Origin of the sequence: Burkholderia sp. AU33545, from assembly GCF_020419685.1 — a bacterium.
GTDB classification, from domain to species: Bacteria; Pseudomonadota; Gammaproteobacteria; order Burkholderiales; family Burkholderiaceae; genus Burkholderia; species Burkholderia diffusa.
Genome location: NZ_JAIZRQ010000004.1, coordinates 574098 through 590037, shown reverse-complemented (window position 1 = coordinate 590037; position 15940 = coordinate 574098). Strand labels below are relative to the sequence as shown.

Sequence of the window (15940 nt, the reverse complement as noted above, 5' to 3'; positions counted from 1 at the left end):
AAAGCCGAACGTCAATGGTCGAATCCGCCCGCAGCCATCCGCACTTTCCCGATATCGGTCGGTGGCCGGACGCCGGCTTTTTCTGCCACAATCCGGTGCAATCGAACGAAAACGTTACCCTTCCGATGAAAAAAGTTTCCCCGACGATCCGCGACGTGGCGGCGGAAGCCGGTGTGTCGGTCGCGACGGTATCCAAGTACGTAAACGGCACGCAACGCTTTTCGCCAACCGTCGAAGCGCGGCTGAAGGAAGCGATCGAGCGGCTCGGCTACCGTTCGAACCCGCTCGCGCGCTCGATGATCACCGGGCGCACGCGCACCATCGGCCTCGTGATCCTCGACATCAGCAACCCGCACTTCACGAACGTCGTCAAGGGCGCGAACCGCGTCGCGCTCCAGCACGACTACACGCTGCTGCTCGTCGATACCGAAGAGAACCAGGCGCGCGAACGCTCGCTGATCGAGGCGCTCGCGCAGCGCGTCGACGGGCTGATCGTCAGCACGCGGATGCCCGACGACCAGGCCGGCTGGATGCTCGACCTGCACAAGCCGCTCGTGCTGCTCAGGCGCAGCCCCGGCCTGCCGATTCCGAGCGTCGGCATCGACAACCGGCTCGCGACCTACATGCTCGCGCGCCACCTGCTCAATCTCGGCCATACGCGCATCGCGTACCTCGGTTTCGGCCCCGCGCGCGTCAACGACGAACGGATCCAGGGCGCGCGCGACTGTCTCGCCGAAGCGGGGCTCACGCTCGACGTGCACGATGCGCATGCGCCGACCGCCGAAGCCGGCGAGCGCGCGTGCTCGCGCGTGATGCTCGGCCCGAACCGTCCGCAAGCCGTGATCTGCTACAACGACCTGATCGCGCTCGGCTTCATGAAGGAAGCCGCGTCGCTCGGGTTCCGGCTGCCGCAGGACGTGTCCGTCGCCGGCGTCGACAACGTGCCGTACGGCGAATACGCGGCACCCGCGCTCACCACCATCGACATCCAGAGCGAGAACATGGGCGAGCTCGCGATGCAGAAACTGATCGACGCGCTCGCCGGGCGCACCGACGCCAGCTATTCGACGTTCGAGCCGCGACTGATCATGCGTGCGTCGACGGCCGCGGCCGGTTGAATTGCGCGGTTGCGTCCACGGCCTGTCGGCTCTTCGTCGTCACTGCGCCGCTGTGCATCGCAAATAAAAACGCGCCGCCTCCGGGCGGCGCGTTCGTTTGCCGGCACGCGATCAAGCGTCGAGCTTCGCTGGCTTCATCTTCGGCGTGAGCACGTGCATGACCGCCAGCGCGAGCAGGTAGGCCAGCGCGCCGATCGCGAACAGCACCCAGTAGTGGCCCGTGCGTTGCAGCACCTGACCGATCACTTCCGAGAACAGCACGCCGCCGATCGAACCTGCCATCCCGCCGATGCCGACAACCGACGCGACCGCGCGGCGCGGGAACAGGTCGGACGCCGTCGTGAACAGGTTCGCCGACCAGCCCTGGTGCGCGGCGGCCGCGAGGCCGACGATCAGCACCGCGCCCCACAGGCTCTGCACCTGCGACACGAACGCGATCGGCAGCACGCAGCAGGCGCAGATCAGCATCGCCGTCTTGCGCGCGCCGTTCACGCTCCAGCCCGCGCGCAACAGCATCGACGACAGCCAGCCACCGCCGATGCTGCCGACCGTCGTCAGCGCATAGATGCACACGAGCGGCAGGCCGATATGCTGCATGTCCATCCCGCGCGACTCGTTGAGCCACTTCGGCAGCCAGAACAGGTAGAACCACCACACGGGGTCGGTCAGGAACTTGCCGATCAGGAACGCCCACGTCTCGCGCTTGCGGATCAGTTCGCCCCAGCGCGGCGCACCTGCATCCGCGTTCGCCGCGTCGAGCGCTTCGGCTTCGTCGCGCGGCTCGTCGTATTCCGCGGCGAGCGCGCGCGTGTCGGCCGTGCGATACATCACCAGCCAGACCGCGAGCCACACGATGCCGATCGCGCCGATGATCACGAATGCCGCGCGCCATCCGTAGGCCACCGCGATCGCCGGGATGATCGCCGGCGCGAACACCGCGCCGATGTTCGCGCCCGAGTTGAAGATACCGGTGGCAAGCGCGCGCTCGCGACGCGGAAACCATTCGGCCGTCGTCTTGATCGCGGCCGGGAAGTTGCCGCCCTCGCCGATCCCGAGCAGCGCGCGCACGGCCGCGAAGCCCATCACCGAACCGACCGCCGCGTGCAGCATCGCCGCGATGCTCCACACCAGCATCGCGACCGCATACGAGATGCGCGTGCCGAGCCAGTCGACGATGCGCCCGAAGCCGAGCAGGCCGATCGCGTAGAACGCGGAAAACGCCATCACGATGCGGCCGTACTGCACCTGGCTCCAGCCGATGTCGTGCTGAAGCATCGGCGCGAGCAGGCCGAGGATCTGTCGATCCATGTAGTTGATGACGGTCGCGAAGAACAGCAGCGCACAGACGGTCCAGCGGTAGCGGCTGGCGGCCGCGCGCACCGCGCCGACGACGGCAGATTGCATGAGTGTCTCCGATGCGCGGCCGCGCCCGTCGCGCCGCTGGATGTTGTCTGTCCGTGACCGGCGACGGGCGCCGGAGCGGACGGCGGCCCGCCCCTTGCGTGGCACGGCCGCTCGTCCGTCGAGTTCTGGAAAACGTTTTTCAAAGGATAGGGCTTGGCCCGGTACCGTGTCAGTCGGGGATTTCGATGAGTCATCTCAAATCCGGCCGCGCAAAAAAGACGACTGTTTCGCAAAGTGGCATTAACCGTTTTTTCGGGATTTTCCCGTGTGCGAAAGGGGGCCATGACGCGAGCCGGCGCGTCGATACACATGTCCGATTCCAGCCGGAATCGGCGGCACGGATGGTTTACAGTCGTCTCATGCACCTCGATCCAGACACCTGCTACGACGCCCTGCTTTCGCGGAACCGCCGCTTCGACGGCTGGTTCTTCGTCGGTGTGTCGACGACGGGCGTGTATTGCCGCCCCGTTTGCCCGGTGAAACCACCGAAGGCGCGGAACTGCAGTTATTACCCGACCGCCGCCGCCGCGGAGAAAGCCGGCTTTCGGCCGTGCATGCGGTGCCGCCCCGAGCTCGCACCGGGCCACGGGCTGCTCGACCTGTCCGGCAATCTCGCCGACGCAGCCGCCTCGCTGATCGAGGACGGTTTCCTGAACGCGCATTCCGTCGATGCGCTCGCCCGGCGAGTCGGCGTGACCGAGCGCCATCTGCGCCGAATCTTCGCCGCGCAGTTCGGCGTGTCGCCGGTCGAATTCGCGCAGACGCACCGTCTGCTGATGGCCAAGCGCCTCCTGACCGACACCGCGCTGCCGGTGGCCGTGGTTGCTTCGACTGCCGGGTTCGGCAGCGTACGACGCTTCAACGATTTGTTCCGCCAGCGCTACGGTCTCAATCCGCTGCGCCTGCGCAAGGGCACCGGCGCATCCGCCAGTGGCGACATGACCTTCCCGCTACCGTACCGGCCGCCGTTCGCTTGGGCCGAATTGATGCGCTTCCTCGCGCAGCGGCAGGTCGACGGCGTCGAGCGTATCGATGCGCACGGCTATGCCCGCGTCGTCGCCCTGCCGAACGGGCACGGCGACGCTCAGGTGACGGGCTGGCTGTCCGTCACGCACGTGCCGCAGCGGTTCGCGCTCGCGGTGACCGTGTCGCCCGCGCTGACGCCCGTCGTCCCGGCCGTGCTCGCGCGCGTGCGGCGGCTGTTCGATCTAGACAGCCGCCCCGACGTGATCGACGCGCATCTGGGCGAGCTCGCGGACGGCTCGCCCGGCTTGCGCGTGCCCGGCGCGTTCGACGGGCTCGAGATCGCGATTCGTGCGATCGCGGGCGAACGATTGGCTGCGATGCAAGCAGGCGCCGTGCTGGCGCGTGTGGCCGAACGCTTCGGCACGCCGGTGGACCACGCACCGCCGGGGCTCACGCATGCGTTGCCTTCCGCCGCGACGCTGGCGAGGGTGCCACCGGCGGCGCTCGAAGCGATCGGCGCGACGCGTGATGCGGCGCGGGCGATCGTGTCGCTCGCACGTGCAGTCGCCGACGGCACGCTTGCGCTCGAACCGATGGCGCCGCTCGATGCGACGCTCGCTGCGTTGCGCGCGCTGCCCGGCTTCGACGAACGCGCGGTGCAATATGTCGCGATGCGTGCGATGGCCTGGCCGAACGCGTTCCCCGCAGACGACGCGTGGCTTGCACCGCGCGCCGCCGCCACCGAGCGTCCGCGCAGCATCGCATCATCGGCGCCGCAAGCGGGGCGCTGGGCGCCATGGCGCGCGTATGCCGCACTGCATGTGTGGCGCCTTCATGGAGAAGCTTCGCGATGACTCCCGCTCATCTGATTCCGAGCCCACTGGGCGACATCGCCATCCGTATCGAAGACGATGCCCTGACGGGCCTCTTCTTCGTCGGCCAGAAATACTATCCATCGCTCGGGATCGCACCGGATGCGGACGTACGCAACGCGTCGCCGCTCGCGCGCAAGGTTGCCGAAGAAGTCGCCGAATATTTCGCCGGCACGCGCGAAACCTTCTCGGTGCCCATTCATCTGCGCGGCACCGCGTTTCAGCGCAGCGTGTGGAAGGAACTGCTCGCGATTCCGTTCGGCAAGCTCGTGTCGTACGGCGACATCACCGAACGCGTCGGGCTGCCGATGAGTGCCGCGCGCGCCGTCGGCGGCGCGGTCGGCCGCAACCCGGTATCGATCATGGTGCCGTGCCATCGCGTGATCGGCGCGTCGGGCAGCCTGACCGGTTATGCAGGCGGCATCGATCGCAAACGCGCGTTGTTGTCGCTCGAAGGCGCCGGGTTCGCGCGCGGCGAGCGCCATCCGATGCAGCAGACGTTCGCGTTCTGACGCCGCGCGCCTGCCGTTCGACGTGTGTCGTGCGGTCTAGGCGTCGCCGCGCTTGCGCATCGCATGCGTGACCCGCGCGTTCGCCTCGAACTTCGCGCGATGCGTCGAGAAGAACGTCCGCACGTTGCGGACGTTCGATGCGCCGGTGAACAGCCGCCGCGCGAACGCGTCGTATTCGGCGACGTCGGCCAGATCGGCCACCACCACGAAATCCGGCCCCGGCGACACGCGATAGCACTGCGTGACCGCCGGCTCCGCGCACACGTAGGCCTCGAACGCGTCGTAGTCTTCCGCCGTCTGCCGGTCGAGGCTGATCTCGATCAACGCCGTGACGGCCGTGCCGATCGCGACCGGGTCAAGCACCGCGACCTGGCGGCGGATCACGCCCGCTTCCGTCAGCCGCCGCACGCGGCGCATGCACGTCGGCGGCGACGACAGCGCGCGCTCGGCGAGTTGCAGGTTCGACACCGACGCGTCGTCCTGCAGGATCGCGAGAATGCGCAGGTCGAGGTCGTCGAGCGTGATGCCAGCCATCGGCGGCTCCTTCCGGTCAGGTTCGTGAAATTTAATTTCAACATGATAGCCGACGTCTCGTCTGCTTCATTTTCTTGTGTATTTTGAAATTTAATTCCACTCGACCGCTTCTACCATCGCTGTCACGGGTCCAGACAGGACATTTACGGAGCGCGATATGTGTGGAATTGTCGGGGCGGTGGCCCAGCGGGACATCCTGCCGAACCTCGTCGACGGGCTGAAGCGGCTCGAATACCGCGGCTACGACTCGTGCGGCGTCGTGGTCTATCGCGACCGTGCGCTGGCACGGGCGCGCAGCGTCGACCGCGTCGCCAACCTGCAGCGCGAGATCGCCGCGCACGCGCTGTCCGGCTACACCGGCATCGCGCATACGCGCTGGGCAACGCATGGCGCGCCCGTCACGCTCAACGCGCATCCGCACTTCTCGCCGAGCGACGACAACGCGCGCATCGCGCTGTCGCACAACGGCATCATCGAGAACTGCGATCAACTGCGCGCGGAATTGCAGACGCACGGTTACGTGTTCGCGAGCCAGACCGACAGCGAAGCGATCGCGCATCTGATCGACCACCTGTACGACGGCGACTTGTTCGACGCGGTGCGCCGCGCGGTCGCGCGGCTGCGCGGCAGCTATGCGATCGCGGTGATGTGCCGCGACGAACCGCACCGGATCGTCGGTGCGCGCGACGGGATGCCGCTCGTCGTCGGTGTCGGCGATGGCGAGAATTTCCTGGCGTCGGATGCGATCGCGTTGTCGGGCATCACCGATCGCATCGCTTACCTCGAGAATGGCGACGTCGCCGATATTCAGCTGCATCGCTACTGGATCGTCGATGCGGCCGGCCAGCGCGTCGAGCGCGCGGTGCAGCGGGTGGCCGCGCACAGCGGCGCGGCGGACCTCGGCTCGTATCGCTACTACATGCAGAAGGAAATCTTCGAGCAGCCGCAGGCGGTGGCCGATACGTTGCTCGATGTCGGATCGATCATGCCCGAGCTGTTCGGCGACGGCGCGTGGCGCGTGTTCAACGACATCGATTCGGTGTTGCTGCTCGCGTGCGGCGGCAGTTATCACGCGGCGCTGACCGCGAAATACTGGATCGAGAGCATCGCGAAGCTGCCGGCGAGCGTCGAGATCGCGAGCGAGTTTCGCTATCGCGACAGCGTGCCGAATCCACGCACGCTGGTCGTCGCGGTGTCGCAGAGCGGCGAGACGGCCGACGTGCTCGGCGCCGTGCATGTCGCGAAGCAGCGCGGGATGACGCATACGCTCGCGATCTGCAACGTCGCGACGAGTGCGCTGATGCGCGAATGCGTGCTGCAGTTCGTCACGCGCGCGGGGATCGAGATCGGGGTGGCTTCGACAAAGGCTTTTACGACGCAGCTCGTGGCGCTGTTCTTGCTGACTTTGTCACTGGCGCAGGTGCGCGGGCGGTTGAGCGATGACGAGGAGAAGGCGCATCTGCGTGCGCTGCGGCATCTGCCCGATGCGATGTCGAAGGTGCTCGCGCTGGAGCCGCAGATCATGGGCTGGTCGGAGCTGCTCGCGCGACGCGACAACATGCTGTTTCTCGGACGCGGGATGCACTATCCGATCGCGCTCGAAGGCGCGCTGAAGATGAAGGAGATTTCGTATATCCACGCGGAGGCTTATCCCGCAGGGGAGTTGAAGCATGGGCCGCTGGCTTTGGTCAGTAACGAAATGCCCGTCATTGCCGTGGCGCCGAATGACGTGCTCCTGGAAAAGCTCAGGTCGAACATGCACGAGGTCAGCGCGCGCAACGGCAGGCTTTTCGTGTTCGCGGATGTGGACTGCGGGTTGGTGCCGAGTGAGGGGATCGAGGTGATTCGGCTTAACGAGTACTACGGGCCGCTTTCGCCAATCCTGCATACGGTGCCGATGCAGTTGCTGGCTTATCACGCGGCGTTGGCGCGGGGGACGGATATCGATAAGCCGAGGAATCTTGCCAAGTCGGTGACGGTGGAGTGAGGGTAGCCGTGCGGTTTTTTCCGCTCGCTGAGTTGCATTGATTCCAGTTACGGACACTCGATTTAGGTTTGGTTACAAGGGCCTTTTGTGCCGCCAAGCCTTGTTCGGCTTACGTTGCAATTATCGATGCCCGTAAGCTGAACGATTACCACTCGCTCGAGGCCGAGCACGGCCGACTTGTCCTCCTGGATGACGCCGAGAAGGGGCTCAAGGACGCGCTGGCAGGTAGGGTGATGTCCGACGAGAGCTTCCGTAAAACACTGCGGCGGATGCGGACCGTGCGCTGGCGCGGGTCGAGGAATGCAGGAGGCGCTCCGCTTCATCGACCGGTTCAAGTTGAGATGACACCCGGTGAAGCGTTGCGGCAAATGTCATAGCCGAAATTCCGAGAAGTTGGCTAAAATGGCGCCCTACAATTGTTGCCATGAAATTCCTCCGGACACTTTTCCTGTTGACGCTGTGTGCGATGCTGCCCCTCAGTGGGCTGGCAGCCAGCGGTCTGACCGGCGAGTGTCCGATGCAGCAATCGATGGCCGGGGATGTGGGCGAGCATATGTCTACGGATATGTCCCACTGTGACATGATGAAGTCCCAGTCAGTCGACAAGACCAAGGTTAAGGGCGTGTTCTGTAAGGTAACTGCCCAATGCCAGTTTGGCAGCCTCTACCATCCGACCGGTCGCGCAGACGTCAGCCGACCTGCCGCGCTCGTCCGCCCGGTCGTCTTCCACTACGCTGATTCTCTCTCGGTCCGCGACCCGAACGGGTTGTGGCGACCTCCACGCGCCATCTAATCCCACGCTGACAGGTTTCACCGCAAATGCGGTGAAGTTCGTCCTATGCCAGGACGTGGAATCCCTATTGGATTCCGCCGTTGGGGTAAGAACATGACATTCAATTTCGGCACGCCGCGGAGTCGGCGTGTTCTTCGGCGCGCGCATACGCTTTTTGCCGCGCTACTTGTCGCGGGTGTCGTACACGCGCAGGAAGCCACTTTCAATCTCGACGCCGCGCTGCAGTCCGCCAGTGACCACTCGGCTTCGATGCAGGCAGCGCAAGCGTCTGTGCGCGCCAGCTCGGAGGCAGCTGCCAAAGCCGGACAACTGCCGGACCCGATGCTCAAAGCCGGCATCGACAACCTGCCGGTGAACGGACCGCAGCGGTTCACCGTCGGCCAGGATTTCATGACGATGCGGCGTATCGGCATCGAGCAGGAGTGGGTATCCGGCGAGAAGCGACGCCTGCGTTCGGCGCTAGCCAGCGAGATGGTCGGACGCGAACGCGCCGGCTATCTGGCTCAGCTTGCCAATGTCCGCCAGCAAACGGCGACGGCCTGGCTGAACGCCATCTTCGCGAAGCAAGCGCTCGCGCTTCAACAAGAATTGCTGGACCACATGACCCACGAGTTGGCGGCCACGAAAGCCTCGTACCGTGGCGCGAAGGCGAGCGCTGCCGACGTGGTTCAAGCCAAAGCCATGCTGGCGCAGACTCAAGACCAGGTACTGAAGGCACAGCAGACCTACCGGACCGCGCTCATCGGCCTGTCACGCTGGACGGCTATGCCCGCTACCGATGTGACGGGTGAGCCGCCGGCACCGGAATCCTTCGTGTCGTCATTGCCGCCGGACGAGCTGCGCCTTTCCCAGCCAGCGCTGGTGGCAGCCGCCGATGATATCGCGGTCGCGGAAGCCGATACGGCGGTCGCGAACAGCGAGCGCAGCCCGAACTGGAGCTGGGAGATTGCGTACCAGCAACGCGGCGGTGCGTATTCGAACATGGTATCGGTGGGTGTCACCATCCCCTTACCTCTGAACCGCAAGAACCGCCAGAACCGCGACGTCGCTGAAAAAGCCGAACTCGCGACGAAAGCCCGGCTGATGTACGAAGACACGCTACGACAGGTCCAGGCTGATATCCGAACTCAATCGGCCACGCTGGCGAGCGGCCGGGAGCGCATCGACAACCTGAGTCACTCCTTGCTGCCTGCCGCCGAGCAACGTGTTCAGCTCGCCAACGCCGCCTACCGGGCCGGGACCGGCTCGCTTGCGGACACGTTTGCTGCCCGGCGCGCACAACTGGAAGCGCAACGCCAAGTGCTCGACCTGAAGCGCGAGGTAGCGCAAACCTGGGCGCAACTCGAATATCAAGTCGTGCCGTCCACGATGGCTGCAGCCCAGTGAAGGAGAACAACATGACAAAGAAACCACTGGTGCGCGCCATTTTTGCGGTATTCGCCGGCGCAGCGCTGCTCGGCGCGGCCTATTTCGCTGGCATTCACCACGCCTCGACCCGTGCGGCGGCCGTTCCAGTTGCCAGCGCCGCTTCAGGTGACAAGATTGACCCGAAGACTGGCCGGAAGGTGCTGTACTGGCACGACCCGATGGTGCCCAACCAGCACTTCGACAAGCCAGGCAAGTCACCCTACATGGATATGCAACTCGAGCCCGTCTATGCGGACGAGGGCGGCGGTCCATCCGGCATCGAGATTGACTCGGGCCTGCAGCAAAATCTCGGGATTCGCTACGCGACGGTTCGTCGGAAAGAGACAGCGAGCGGTTTCGACGCGGTGGGCACCACACAATTCGATGAGTCGCGCTCGGACGTCGTTCAATCGAGGGTCACCGGCTACATTGACCATCTATACGCCAGTGCGCCGATGCAGCGAATTGCCAAGGGCGCGCCAATTGCATCGTTGTTCGTACCGGACTGGTTGGCGCCGCAAGAGGAGTACCTTGCGCTCAAGCGCGGCGGGATGGATGCCAACCTGATTGAAGCATCGCGGGCGCGCATGCGCGCGCTGTCGATTCCCGACGGGGTTATTGCGAGCCTCGACCGGACTGGCAAAGCGCAAACCCATGTCGTCCTGGCGTCGCCGGAGACAGGTGTCGTGAGCGAACTGAACGTTCGGGACGGGGCGATGGTGGCACCGGGACAGACGCTGGCGAAAATTGCCGGGCTCTCGAAGCTCTGGCTCATCGTCGAGATTCCAGAGGCGCTCGCGCTGAACGTGCAACCCGGGATGGCGGTCGATGCGACATTCGCTGGTGACCCGACGCAGCATTTCACCGGACACATTCGCGAAATCCTGCCGGGTATCAGCACAAGCAGTCGCACGCTCCAGGCACGCCTGGAAATCGACAATACGTCGCTGAAACTGACTCCCGGCATGTTGATGCGCGTGCGCGTTGCCGGCCAGAAGAACGTTTCACGATTGCTCGTGCCGTCCGAAGCGGTCATCACCACCGGCAAGCGCTCGGTCGTCATCGTGAAGAACAACGATGGTCGCCTGCAGCCCGCCTCGGTCATCATCGGCAATGACGTCGGCGACGAAACAGAAGTGCTCAGTGGATTGAACGACGGCGATACCGTTGTCGCATCGGGGCAGTTCCTCATTGATTCCGAGGCGAGCCTCAAGTCCGTGCTGCCAAGACTTGGAGCGAACGCAGGCACGAGCGCTGCGAGGCCGGCATCGGGCCCGGCGGCCGCGGTGCAATCGTACGAGACCACTGGCAAGGTCGAAAAGGTGACGGCCTCCGACATCACGTTCTCTCACCAGCCCGTGCCAGCGCTCGGGTGGGGGGCGATGACGATGGCGTTCAACAAGCCTGCTCCCACCGCGTTCCGCGACGTGAAAGTCGGGCAGACGGTGCATTTCGTCTTCAAGCAATCGGACGATGGCTACCAACTGATGAACGTCGAACCGCTCGGAGGCGCCAAATGATCGCGCGTCTCATACGCTGGTCCATTCATAACCGGTTCCTGGTGCTGCTCGCGACCGTGCTGGTCACCGCTTGGGGTGTGTACTCGGTAAAGGAAACGCCGCTCGATGCACTGCCGGACCTCTCGGATACGCAGGTCATCATCAAGGCCTCCTATCCCGGCAAGGCTCCCCAGGTCATCGAGGACCAGGTCACATATCCGCTGACGACGACGCTGCTCGGCGTACCGGGCGCAAAGACCATTCGTGCGTATTCATCGTTCGGCGATGCGTTCGTCTACGTGCTGTTCGACGATAAGACCGACCAGTATTGGGCCCGCTCGCGTGTACTGGAGTACCTGAATCAGGTGCAAAGCCGTTTACCGCAGGGGGCGACCGTATCGCTTGGCCCTGACGCGACGGGTGTCGGCTGGGTGTACGAGTACGCGCTCATCGACCGAAGCGGGAAACACGACCTCGGGCAACTGCGCGCACTCAACGACTGGTTCCTCAAGTTCGAGCTGAAGGCTGTGCCGGACGTTTCCGAAGTTGCGAGTATCGGTGGGATGGTTCGTCAGTATCAGGTGATACTTGACCCCGACAAGCTGCGAGCCTACGGCATCACTCAGCCGACGGTGGCCGATGCGCTCAGCAAAGCCAACCAGGAATCGGGCGGCTCCGTCATCGAACTTGCCGAGTCCGAGTACATGGTGCGCTCGTCCGGATACCTGCGCTCGCTTGATGACTTCCGCCATGTCGTGCTCCGTACGAACGAGGCCGGCACGCCCGTGTTGCTCGGCGATGTTGCGCGTATCCAAATTGGTCCGGAAATGCGTCGCGGCATCGCCGAATTGAACGGCGAGGGGGAAGTCGCGGGCGGCGTCATCGTCATGCGCTCGGGAAAGAACGCGCTGACGACCATCGATGCGGTGAAGGCGAAGCTCGCCGACCTGAAGGGCTCGTTGCCTCCCGGCGTGGAAGTCGTCACGACTTACGACCGCTCGCAGCTCATCGAGCGTGCAGTCGACAACCTGAAAGACAAGCTCATCGAAGAGTTCATCATCGTCGGACTCGTCTGCGCGGTATTTTTGTTCCATTTGCGCAGCGCCCTCGTCGCCATCCTGTCACTTCCGCTCGGCGTCCTGGCTGCCTTCATTGTCATGCGCTACCAGGGCGTGAATGCGAACCTCATGTCGCTGGGCGGCATCGCGATTGCCATCGGCGCGATGATTGACGCGGCCATCGTGATGATAGAAAACGCGCACAAGCATCTGGAGGCGTATGAGCATGAGCATTCAGGGGCGCCGATGTCGACTGCCCACCGTTGGGAGCTTATCGCGACCTCCGCGACCGAGGTCGGACCTGCGCTGTTCTTCTCGCTGCTCATCATCACGCTCTCGTTTATTCCGGTCTTCTCGCTTGAAGGCCAAGAAGGCAAGCTGTTCTCACCGCTCGCGTTTACGAAGACCTACACAATTGCCGCCGCAGCGGGCTTGTCGGTGACGCTCGTGCCCGTGCTGATGGGCTATCTCATCCGTGGCCGCATTCCACACGAGAACGCGAACCCCATCAACCGCGTGCTGATTCGGCTATACAAGCCACTGCTTGAGGGAACACTCCGGCGTCCGTGGCTCACCATCGGTCTGGCGGGTGTGGCATTGGCGCTGACCCTCATCCCGGTCTCCCGTCTCGGCGGCGAGTTCATGCCCCCGCTCGACGAGGGCGATTTGCTCTACATGCCGACCGCGCTGCCGGGCATTTCGGCGCAAAAGGCCTCCGAACTGCTGCAGCAGACCGACCGGCTCATCAAGACGGTACCGGAAGTGGCGACAGTGTTCGGCAAATCGGGGCGCGCCGACACGGCCACGGACCCCGCACCGCTCGAGATGTTCGAGACGACGATTCAGTTCAAGCCACGCAGCCAGTGGCGGCCCGGCATGACGCCGGAGAAACTGGTCGACGAGTTGGACCGGGCCGTCAAGGTGCCTGGCTTGTCGAACGTCTGGGTGCCGCCTATTCGGAATCGTCTCGACATGCTGTCCACGGGTATCAAGACGCCGGTCGGGGTCAAGATTTCCGGTCCCGACCTGATGCAAATCGACAGCATCGCGACGCAAGTCGAAGCCGCCGTAAAGAGCGTGCCCGGCGTGACGTCCTCGCTGGCAGAGCGACTGAACGGGGGCCGGTACATCGACGTTGATATCGACCGGCTCGCGGCCGCGCGGTATGGCCTGTCGGTCGCGTACGTCCAGTCGGTCGTGTCGTCGGCGGTCGGCGGCGAAAACGTCGGCGAGGTGATTGCCGGCCGGGAGCGCTTCCCTATCAATATCCGTTATCCGCGTGAAGTGCGCGACTCGCTCGAGAGGCTGCGGCAACTGCCCGTCGTGACAGACCGTGGCGCGCAAATCCAACTCGGGGATGTCGCGCACATCACGATTGCCGACGGTCCACCGATGATTCGGAGCGAGAACGCGCGGTTGTCCGGTTACGTGTATGTCGATATTCGCAATACGGACCTTCAGTCTGCGGTACAGGCGATGCAGAAGGCCGTTGGGCAACAGGTCAAGCTTCCGCCCGGCTATTCAATCGCCTGGTCCGGACAGTTCGAGTATCTGCAGCGGGCAGCCGCCAAGCTGCGCACGGTCATTCCGGTGACACTCCTCGTCATCTTCGTGCTGTTGTTCCTGACGTTCAATTCGGCAGCAGACGCGCTGCTGCTGATGTCGACCGTGCCGTTCGCGCTCGTTGGCGGATTCTGGCTCATCTGGGGCCTGGGGCACGCGGTTTCCGTCGCGACGTCGGTTGGCTTCATCGCGCTTGCTGGTGTGGCAGCCGAATTCGGCGTCGTGATGCTGCTATACCTGAAAGGCGCGCTGAACCGCCGGCTGGAAGCCGGCGAGCTTCTCACGGAGGCATTGTTGTTCGATGCGATTCGCGAAGGCGCCGTGCTGCGTGTGCGCCCGAAGGCCATGACGGTTGCGGTCGTGCTGGCCGGTCTGATTCCCATCATGGTCGGCCACGGTGCCGGCTCCGAAGTCATGCAGCGTATTGCCGCTCCCATGGTGGGTGGCATGGTTACGGCGCCACTCCTTTCCATGTTCGTTATCCCCGCTGCCTGGTTCCTGCTGCAGCGCCGTCGTGCGCGAAAGCTGAATCAGACGCGGACATTCCATGCAGTCCCATCCGGCATGAAAATGCCTTCTACCCAACCTGGAGAAACTCGATGAAGAAGCTGTTTGCCACCACCATCGCCGTCTGTGCAATCGGCGTATTTGCCGTTCCGGCGTTCGCCGGCGATGACATGGCCGGCATGACCATGTCGATGAAAGCTTCGGCATCCACATCGTCGAATGCAGCGCTCACCGATGCGGAAGTGAAGAAGGTCGATGCTGCCAGCGGCATGGTTACGCTGAAGCACGGTGCACTCGAGAATGTCGGCATGCCGCCGATGACGATGGCGTTCAAAGCCAAGGATGCCAAGATGGTCAAGCAGATTCACGAGGGCGACAAGGTCAAGGTCCGCGTCGAGAGCGTGAACGGGACGCTCACCATCGTGAAGCTGGTGAAGCAATCCTGACGGCGTGATGAAACGCGCGCAGGCTTACCCTCGTGGTTAGCCTGCGCCGTGAATGCGAAGGAGGGCAACGGCTGCCAACCAGACGAAGCTTGGCTTCGACACGCACGTGCCGAACCAGGCGCATGCTCCAGCGTGCGTTGCACGCTGCCGTCGGTTTCTTGTTTGCCCTGTTTTCACTTACAACTCTTGCGTCCAGCGAAGCGGACCTGCTGCCACCTGAACGTGCCTTTCCCCTGGAGGCCTCGCTCAGCGGCGTAACCGGAACTTGCGATTACCCGTAACCAGAACCAATGTGCGTCGGCAGCGACGGCCACGCCGGCGCCCCATCGGAATCATCGCCTCGCACAAGAAAATCGCTACTTCGACAAACTCAGCTTCTTCGACAGCACGACACCGCTCGACGGGCTCACCAGCCGGATGGACTGGAGATCCATGTGCAACGTGGAGATCCGGGTCGTAATGTCGGTTGGCTCCTCGATGCTCGGTTCGGCATGTTCGACTTGTTCGGTCAGGTAAGGCCGAACAAGGCGCCCGGAAAAAACGAGCGCGAAGTCGCCATGCGCTTGGGCGTACACGGCGGGCGAAAGCCGCATGCGGCTGCGAACCGTGGTCTTTTTCCCTTGCCCGGACTCGAGTTCGATGATGTCGACCTGCTGGATGTACCCTTTTGCCTTCGCTTCGGGTGCAATCACGAGCCCTCGTCCTCGCGGCCCCGTCGTGACCTTTCTGAGCAGGATGCTCGTCCGGTCGTCGCGCTCCGCGTCGAACAGGTCGACGTCCAGCGTCAGCAGGTGCTGCTGCGACCGGTACCTCAGCCCGTACCGCACCGGCACCACGAACGTCACGTCACGATCGAGATCGACGGCTGCCAGGTCGGGATTCGGGCCATGCCGATCGGTGGCGCTGGAGACCAGGCCGCGAACCCGTGCACTCAAGGACGGCGCGGCGGCGCTGACGTGCTGCTTCTTCAGCGCATCCCGGATTGCAACCGGATCGTCGCCGACAATCGGCCGGCTGGGCGAGGTCTCGTGATCGGCAACGGGCGCGATGCGCGCCGTGCCGTCGACAGCCTCCGCCTCCGCATGCGCCGCCACTGGCGCCAGCATCATCGCCGAGGCGACGACCCACGCGAAGTTCGAACGACGCAACTCGGATTTGATGTGAAGCACGGCGAACTCCTGATTTTTTCGCAGATCGGTCAACGACGAGCACTATAGGGTGGAATGACCGGCAGCGCACCCACCGTTTGAAGTTACCCATGGTGCGGTCGCCGA

Annotated in this window: 12 protein-coding genes; 9 read left to right on the top strand and 3 right to left on the bottom strand. The window is 64.1% G+C overall.

Annotation, left to right across the window (positions count from 1 at the left end; all coding sequences use genetic code 11):
- Positions 1-14: 14 nt before the first annotated feature.
- On the top strand, positions 15-1118 hold the full coding sequence (locus LGM71_RS16610) for a LacI family DNA-binding transcriptional regulator (protein WP_124620660.1): 1104 nt from the start codon (positions 15-17) through the stop codon (positions 1116-1118).
- 111 nt (positions 1119-1229) lie between these two features.
- On the opposite strand, the gene LGM71_RS16605 is transcribed toward LGM71_RS16610, so the two are convergent.
- Positions 1230-2522 carry an MFS transporter gene (locus tag LGM71_RS16605; protein WP_151048263.1) on the bottom strand — a complete coding sequence of 431 codons (1293 nt, stop codon included), beginning with the start codon at positions 2520-2522 and terminating at the stop codon, positions 1230-1232.
- A gap of 341 nt (positions 2523-2863) precedes the next feature.
- Here LGM71_RS16605 and LGM71_RS16600 point away from each other — a divergent pair, with 341 nt between their 5' ends.
- Together LGM71_RS16600 and LGM71_RS16595 are read left to right on the top strand one after the other, a co-directional pair.
- Entirely contained in the window at positions 2864-4342 is a 1479-nt protein-coding gene (locus tag LGM71_RS16600; RefSeq protein ID WP_226115421.1) for a DNA-3-methyladenine glycosylase 2 family protein, read from the top strand.
- Positions 4339-4872, top strand: coding sequence for a methylated-DNA--[protein]-cysteine S-methyltransferase (locus tag LGM71_RS16595; RefSeq protein WP_059601035.1), 534 nt, complete (start codon positions 4339-4341; stop codon positions 4870-4872). The genes LGM71_RS16600 and LGM71_RS16595 overlap by 4 nt, the downstream gene beginning before the upstream one ends.
- Before the next feature lie 36 nt (positions 4873-4908).
- On the opposite strand, the gene LGM71_RS16590 is transcribed toward LGM71_RS16595, so the two are convergent.
- Positions 4909-5406: an Lrp/AsnC family transcriptional regulator gene (locus tag LGM71_RS16590; protein WP_124901492.1), complete on the bottom strand. Its 498-nt coding sequence runs from the start codon at positions 5404-5406 to the stop codon at positions 4909-4911.
- A gap of 157 nt (positions 5407-5563) precedes the next feature.
- Between LGM71_RS16590 and glmS the strand changes: the two genes are divergently transcribed.
- The 6 genes from glmS to LGM71_RS16560 all read left to right on the top strand — a co-directional run bounded on the left by glmS (position 5564) and on the right by LGM71_RS16560 (position 14666).
- The gene (glmS, locus tag LGM71_RS16585) at positions 5564-7393 is read left to right on the top strand and encodes a glutamine--fructose-6-phosphate transaminase (isomerizing) (RefSeq protein ID WP_124620656.1); all 1830 of its coding nucleotides are present in this window, start codon (positions 5564-5566) and stop codon (positions 7391-7393) included.
- Positions 7394-7817: 424 nt separating this feature from the next.
- On the top strand, positions 7818-8186 hold the full coding sequence (locus tag LGM71_RS16580; RefSeq protein WP_124620654.1) for a hypothetical protein: 369 nt from the start codon (positions 7818-7820) through the stop codon (positions 8184-8186).
- A gap of 93 nt (positions 8187-8279) precedes the next feature.
- On the top strand, positions 8280-9572 hold the full coding sequence (locus LGM71_RS16575; RefSeq protein ID WP_124620652.1) for a TolC family protein: 1293 nt from the start codon (positions 8280-8282) through the stop codon (positions 9570-9572).
- Between the two features lie 11 nt (positions 9573-9583).
- Positions 9584-11113, top strand: a complete 1530-nt coding sequence (locus tag LGM71_RS16570; protein ID WP_226115420.1) for an efflux RND transporter periplasmic adaptor subunit — start codon at positions 9584-9586, stop codon at positions 11111-11113.
- Complete coding sequence (locus tag LGM71_RS16565; protein ID WP_124620648.1) at positions 11110-14316, top strand: efflux RND transporter permease subunit; 3207 nt, start codon at positions 11110-11112, stop codon at positions 14314-14316. The genes LGM71_RS16570 and LGM71_RS16565 overlap by 4 nt, the downstream gene beginning before the upstream one ends.
- Entirely contained in the window at positions 14313-14666 is a 354-nt protein-coding gene (locus LGM71_RS16560; RefSeq protein WP_226115419.1) for a copper-binding protein, read from the top strand. Before LGM71_RS16565 ends, LGM71_RS16560 begins: the two co-directional genes overlap by 4 nt.
- 356 nt (positions 14667-15022) lie before the next feature.
- Here the strand turns inward: LGM71_RS16560 and LGM71_RS16555 are convergent, their stop codons facing one another.
- The gene (locus LGM71_RS16555) at positions 15023-15835 is read right to left on the bottom strand and encodes a hypothetical protein (protein ID WP_226115418.1); all 813 of its coding nucleotides are present in this window, start codon (positions 15833-15835) and stop codon (positions 15023-15025) included.
- Positions 15836-15940 lie beyond the last annotated feature (105 nt).